Genomic DNA, 6,101 nt, shown 5'->3' with positions numbered 1-6,101 from the left:
AATTTCGAGGACAAAGTCTTCGAATCGAGCTGCCATCGTTCTGGCGGTCAGGTGCTGGTGCGCCCAAGCTTTGGCAAATCTAACTCGTTCGTGGTCATGAAGAGCCAATTTTACAGCTTCTGCAACCTCATCGGGAGCGGGCTGCATTGAAACGTGGTGAACAAGCTCGCGACCGGCGGCCCGCTCCATTTCAGGAATGGAACCGGTCACCGTCGACACAATCGGAACTCCCATGAGCATGGCTTCGACGAGCGTCATGGAAGCACCCTCATATTTGCTGGTGTTGACGAATACGTCAATCGCCGCCAAGCCATCGGCTATGTGCTCAAGCACCGGGGCAAAGACGGCTCGCGTGCTTTTGCAGAGGTTACGGCAGGCGGCCAGATAGACGCCGTCTCCCACAATCAAACCGACAAAGTCAGATCCAAGCACCTCCGCAGCAAATGCAACGTGCTCGGCACGTTTTTCCGGAACGACGCGCCCGATGTAAGCGATGATTTTGGCATCTGACGAAATCCTCCAGACCTTCCGCATTTCGGAACGCGAGACCCGTGGAATCAGTCGCGACGGCTCGCAACCATTGAGAATGACGCGCACCTTCGGGCGCAGTTCAACGGGATACGATTCCATAGCCGCTTCGCTGCAAGCCTGATAATGTGTTGCCACGTTCGCTTTGTGGGCTACGGAAATCACTCGGGTAGTCCACTGATTCTCCTTGGTGTTATGGGCCTGGACAATTGCCGGCTTGCCGTGGAAATTCAAGCCGCTATAAGCGGCTGGCTCGCCGAATCCCCAGACCACCAAGACGTCCGATTCATCGATTACACGTTGCGCCGACTTTTGCCATTCAGCGCCACTATAAGTCGGGCAGTTGATCGATGCGAACGCTTCCGCAAACGGTGCAAACATTGGCTTTGTTTCCCGTGCGGCAACGCCCGAAATCTGAATGCGACGAACGTTAACAGCAGTGTCAGCGATTACGCGACCTACGCCTCCGACCGGTAAGCAGGATAGCAGAAACCCGACTTTTGGCTTTTCCTTAGCTGGCGAATATAGCATCCGGTTATCTGCACTCTGGGCGGTTTCATCAGCAGTCGGATGCGATGTTGGAACACTCCTTAGCGATGCCGGCGCGACAGATTGACCATTCTCGGAACTGGGGGGCATTGGTACGACTTTGCGGCCCGCCTCTGCTGGGACGTCTTGGAGGTTCTTGAATGCGAGACCGTTGGGGTGCCAAAGGTGCAACAAGCCAGGACACCGCTCGCGGACGATTCGCAGGTGCTCGGCGACACGGCGGCGGAGGTCGTTATCCTCCCCGCCCCAGCTGGTAAAGGACTCGTTCCAACGGAGCTTGGTGAAATCGTCACGATGAAATCCGCACAGACCAAAGCCTGTTTGACGCCACCACCCGGGGGCTGCCAGACCCGGCCCGCTGCCTTCATGAAGCGAATAGCAGATCGGGAAGTAACACCGTCCCGCTCGGACGTGGGATCGAACGGTTGAGCAGAGATCTTTGGGAAGGAGGATGTCGGCGTCGAGGAAGAAAACGAATTCGCCGGTTGCGCTTGCCGCTGCCGCGTTTAGGCCTCTGGATCGGTTGAAAGGCCCATCGAGCTGCACAATTCGGACTTGCGGCAGGCTGGCAACCGCATCGCGAAGATCAACATCCGTAGAACCAAAGTCGGCGACGATCAGTTCATGGTTCGTGTCCTCAAGAGCTTGCCAGGACGCAAGCATCTTGAGGAAGTTGTCGCCGCGGTTCATCAGCGCGACACAAAAGGAGATTTCACCCGCTTTGCATCGATCGTGTTCAAGACTCAATGTGGTGAAGGAGACAGCCACGCGTCCGTCTGCTGTTCCGTCGCGAAGAGTGCACGAGGTGCAGGCTGCAAGCGGGACAAGACGGTCAGCGGCTATGACGAGCGGATGGTCGCATCGCGCGAGCGATTGACCGAACTCAGCACGGTGGTCGCATGGAGGTAACGCTATTGGTTGCATCTTTTCCATTCAACACACGCTTCATCCATTGCGGTAAACTCGTTCTTCGGAAGTGCAGAAGCGATCGTCCGCCACGCGCCCGTCGTCGCATGCAGTCGACACGATTCGAATCGCGCCCATTTCTCCGCTCACGTCTCCGTCGCTGTTCCAGCCTACCAGCGCCCCTCGAGTCGCGCCCCGTTCCCCCTCTCAGTCCAACCTAACCTGCCTCAGTTCCGTTTTCTTGCCATTTGCCACCTGCACATCGTGCATGCGCCACATAAGGTCCTTAGAGTCGGAACTTTCTTTGATTTCAATCCTATAGTCGCCGGCCGGCAACCCCCATACTTCAAGACAACTCCCAGGTGCAACGCCTAGATATCCTACTCCCTTCACCAAGGTGTCATCAGTTGCTTCCCTTCGATAACACACCACAACAAGTTTGGTTATAATGCCATTGGGACTCATTCGCTCATTGGTCGCTTCGATATCCAGTTGTATTGCGCCAGACTGTCGTACATGAATCACATTTCTTCCCGGCACAATTGAAACTCCAGGAGATTCCCAAGTAGTGTCATAAAACTCTGCTCGACTGCGCACGGACATCATAAAGTTCTTTGGAACGTACGGTACCTGCACAACACCATCCGCATCTAAGGCCTCGCCGCGGCAGATCACGTTTGCGATTGTCTGACCATCGCCATATTCATAGAAATAAAAGAGGCCGTTCGCGATGGGCTTATTATCGTCACCCAGAAACTGAATTGAGGTCGCCTTTTCACTAGCAGCCACGCCAGACACAAGACTCAAACAAAGGGCGGCAATCGCCGTTGCGGAAGATTTAAAATACATGTTTGATCCAGTCACATAAGGGGCTAAAGCCGGTGTCACAACCGTGGTGAACTAAACGTGCACCTGCCTGAGGTTGCATTATCATGGCCACTGAAAGGGGAAGCTTTCGATGGCCAATGGCTGGTATTACACGGCACGATCGTCAAGTAGCCGAGGCTAGTGGAAAAAGGTTTGCAGTAAAGCACGTCATCAAGTTGTCGTGGCTGGCCGGAGAGCTCAGCACGAATCAGTGTCCTTGTCTCTTAATGTCACCCACTCAAAGATCCCGAAATTCTTCTGGCACTGGAACGTTCTAGTTTTACGTCCTGTATCGTTACATCGAACAGTGCACTGAGGAGATATTGGCTGGCGCATTGTGCAGGGGCCAGAGCAGTAAAACGTAAGAGGATCCATTTTTGACTCGGCTTCATCGCAAGGGAACACCAACGGATCGGGGGGACTTACTGCACATTGCGTCGGCTTGCAAACACTCGCGACCACGCTAATCAGTCCGGATGGGTCGGTGCTGTTCAAAGGGTTCAGGCCACTGTAAGAATAAAGTGAAGGGTCATCAGGTGGCAACATTCGTGCGACCGAATCCAATGGGTCGCGCGGCAAGCCAAGTAATTTCGGATCCTGAAGCACCCGCCCTAGCAGATCCGCGCGTCGATAAGGCGCTGGATCCGGCATTCCTACTCGACGAGGGTCGCGCATTAACCATGAGCCCAATCCGGAGTCTAGATTTCGACGCCGAACGTGGTATAGCCCACTCTCTTCGTCCCACCTGTAGCCAGCATAGAGCATTTCCCACTCGTAGACGCCGCCGATGCCGATTGGCGTAAACGAAGCGTTCGCGAACGTGGGCAGGCCATAAGGCGCGTAGCGATAACGCTCATGGGCGGCGCCGCTAGCGTCGGTAACCGCTAAGACGTTCCAATTTGCATCCTGCAAGGCGTAAAGACGCTCGGAGAGAGGGCCAGTGCCCGATGGTGTGCGGTCGCGCAGGATCGAATCATCAGGGTAACGCAATCCCCAGACGAATTGCCGCTCCGCGGCACCGGAAGCTGTGAGGCCCCGGCGGCCCACGGCTCGTTTCCTCGCTGCACGGATCGCGGTCCCCGTTGCCGTGCTGACTCGCTCTTCGAGGATTTGCCACTGGGCTGAAAAGTAAAAATCCCGCGTCTGCCCGCCGGCGAGCTTTGAAATCCTCCGATTGAGGCCATCGTAGATGTAGGCCGCCGTGCCGGCTAGCGAAACGAGCCGGTTCCAGGCGTCGTAGGTCGCGCTGAATGAGGCCGTGGGAGTGTTCGGCCGCGGAACCGTCGTCATGTTGCCGGCGCGATCGTAGGCGGGTTGTGCCCAGGTTAGCCCATAGCGCTGGGAGATCGCCGCGATTTCACTCACTGGATTGCTGGTGCGCTGCTGATCGAGGTTGTTGGCTGGCGTCGCGGTGTCGGTGTTGACGAAGTTGGACCAGTTGCCGGTCGCGTCGAGGTTCCATTGCTGGGCCGAGGCGAGGTTGGCTATCTGCGTGTTGCCGCTGGTGAGTTGGCCGCGGCTCATGTCGAAAAGGCGTTGCAAGCCGTCGTAGCTGTAAAGCTCATCCTGGTAGACAGGTGGCGATTGCGATGACGCAACCGGATCCTGCCGCCAGATGCGACTCCCGCCCCGATTGTAGCCGTAATTGATCTGCGCCAACGTCGAGGACGGCCCTTGCCAAAGTGCATTTACCACGTTGCTGAACTGGTCGAGGCCCGTGTACGGATCGTTCCCCGATCCGGTCGCCAGATTGTACGTGATGTTCGGCTGCGGGTAATTGACCTGAATGAAGCTGCTCAGGCCGAGATACGTGTAGTTGACCAGCGTACTGCCGCTGGCTACGTCGAGATAGCTGGCGATGCGGCTGAGTTGGTCGCCATCGCCGCCTGAAGAGCCGTACTGATACGAGATCACGCGGCCGTTGGGATAAACAAGCGCCGTCGGGCGCACGGTATTCGCGCTGCTATCGGTGTACGAGTAATCGACTTGGGCACTGGTGGTGGGGTCCACGGCGCCACCGTGTTCCTGGTATTGCGTGGAGAGCTGTCGAAAATTATTGTATTCGTTCTGCACCTGGTTGACGACACTCGTGCCAGCAGCATCGGCGTAGCTCGTGACCTGGTACAGCATGCCAAGCGCGTTGTACGCCTGGCCGATCCGCTGCATGGTAACGTCAACGCCCGCGCCGAGCGCGGTGATCACGTCATCGGTCTGCCGACCGAGCAAGTCGTATAGGTACTCGTGGACGGTTCCGTTCTGGTCGGTCATTCCAGTGAGCTGGCCTTGGCGGTTATACGCCTGCGTAACGCGATCGTTGGTATCGGCCGCGTCGGGATAAATTGTCGCCGAAAGCAGCAGGTTGCTGGCGATCGAAGAGTCAGCTAGCATCGTGCCATACTGGTACGTGGTCACCTGGTTGCCGGTTATCGGATTCACCGCCGTGAGCGTGACGAGCTTGCCGTCGGCATTGTAGGCGAACTGCATGGTCACGTCGCGGTCGTTGCCCGGGCACGCGCCGGTGTAGTTGCTGATCGTGCTGAGCACCTGGACCAGCGCATCGAACGTCTGCTGCGTAATGCTGCCGGCCGGATCGGTGGTCTGAAACTGGCTTCCGGCGTCGTCGTAGGCGTAGGTGGTCACGAGCACCGTGTCTGAGGAAACCGGAATAGTCGCCGGACGGGTGAACTGCTGGTTGCCATTTCCGTAATTGGCCGTGGCCACCTCGCGGCCGACGCCGTCGAAGTAGCTTGCCACGTAGCTCGTGCGGGCTAGCGGCTGCGTGCCGGTGTACGTGGCGCTGAGCGGTCCGTTGCCGGTCGCGTTGTGATTCCGCTGATAAAAGTCGAGCTCGATGGCATTGCCGGCCGGATCGTAGCCGGTGAGCGTCTGCTCGAAGATCTTGTTGCTAGCCGTGATGAACGGAACGTCCGCGATCGGTTCTTGGCCGCTGCCGGTGTAGTAGCCGGTATACTGGGCATAGACGCGGGCCTGGCTGTCATACATCGTTTTGGTGAATGCCTGCGAGCCGGCGGGGAGCGACTTGATCAGATTGCCGGCCGCGTCATACCAGTTGTTGCTGGTGAGCGAGTTGCCGACCGTGCCCGTGCTGGGGTCCACTCCGTACACGATAGTTTGGTAGGCGTTGTTGCCGGTATCGTATAGCGTCCGGCTGCGTGAGAGCAGGCTGCCGCTTGGCGAGCCGTCGTAGCGATCCACCTGCACGACGTGGTCGAGGTTGTCGTACGTGTTCT

The 6,101-nt window shown here is 57.4% G+C and carries 3 protein-coding genes; all 3 read right to left on the bottom strand.

All coding sequences use genetic code 11. The features are described from left to right. Positions 1-1,845: glycosyltransferase (locus VGG64_28490; GenBank protein ID HEY1603573.1), on the bottom strand; the 1,845-nt coding region annotated here is incomplete at its 3' end. Positions 1,846-2,190: 345 nt separating this feature from the next. After that, positions 2,191-2,832 carry a hypothetical protein gene (locus VGG64_28485; GenBank protein ID HEY1603572.1) on the bottom strand — a complete coding sequence of 214 codons (642 nt, stop codon included), beginning with the start codon at positions 2,830-2,832 and terminating at the stop codon, positions 2,191-2,193. A gap of 216 nt (positions 2,833-3,048) precedes the next feature. Next, positions 3,049-6,101: hypothetical protein (locus VGG64_28480; GenBank protein ID HEY1603571.1), on the bottom strand; the 3,053-nt coding region annotated here is incomplete at its 5' end.

The sequence above is a fragment of the Pirellulales bacterium genome (assembly GCA_036490175.1).
GTDB lineage: Bacteria > Planctomycetota > Planctomycetia > Pirellulales > JACPPG01 > JACPPG01.
This window is presented reverse-complemented; position numbering and strand designations above follow the sequence as displayed.

Bases quoted from the DNA above. Each gene is read 5' to 3' on its own strand.
- VGG64_28485 (HEY1603572.1), bottom strand. From the start codon at position 2,832: ATGTATTTTAAATCTTCCGCAACGGCGATTGCCGCCCTTTGTTTGAGT.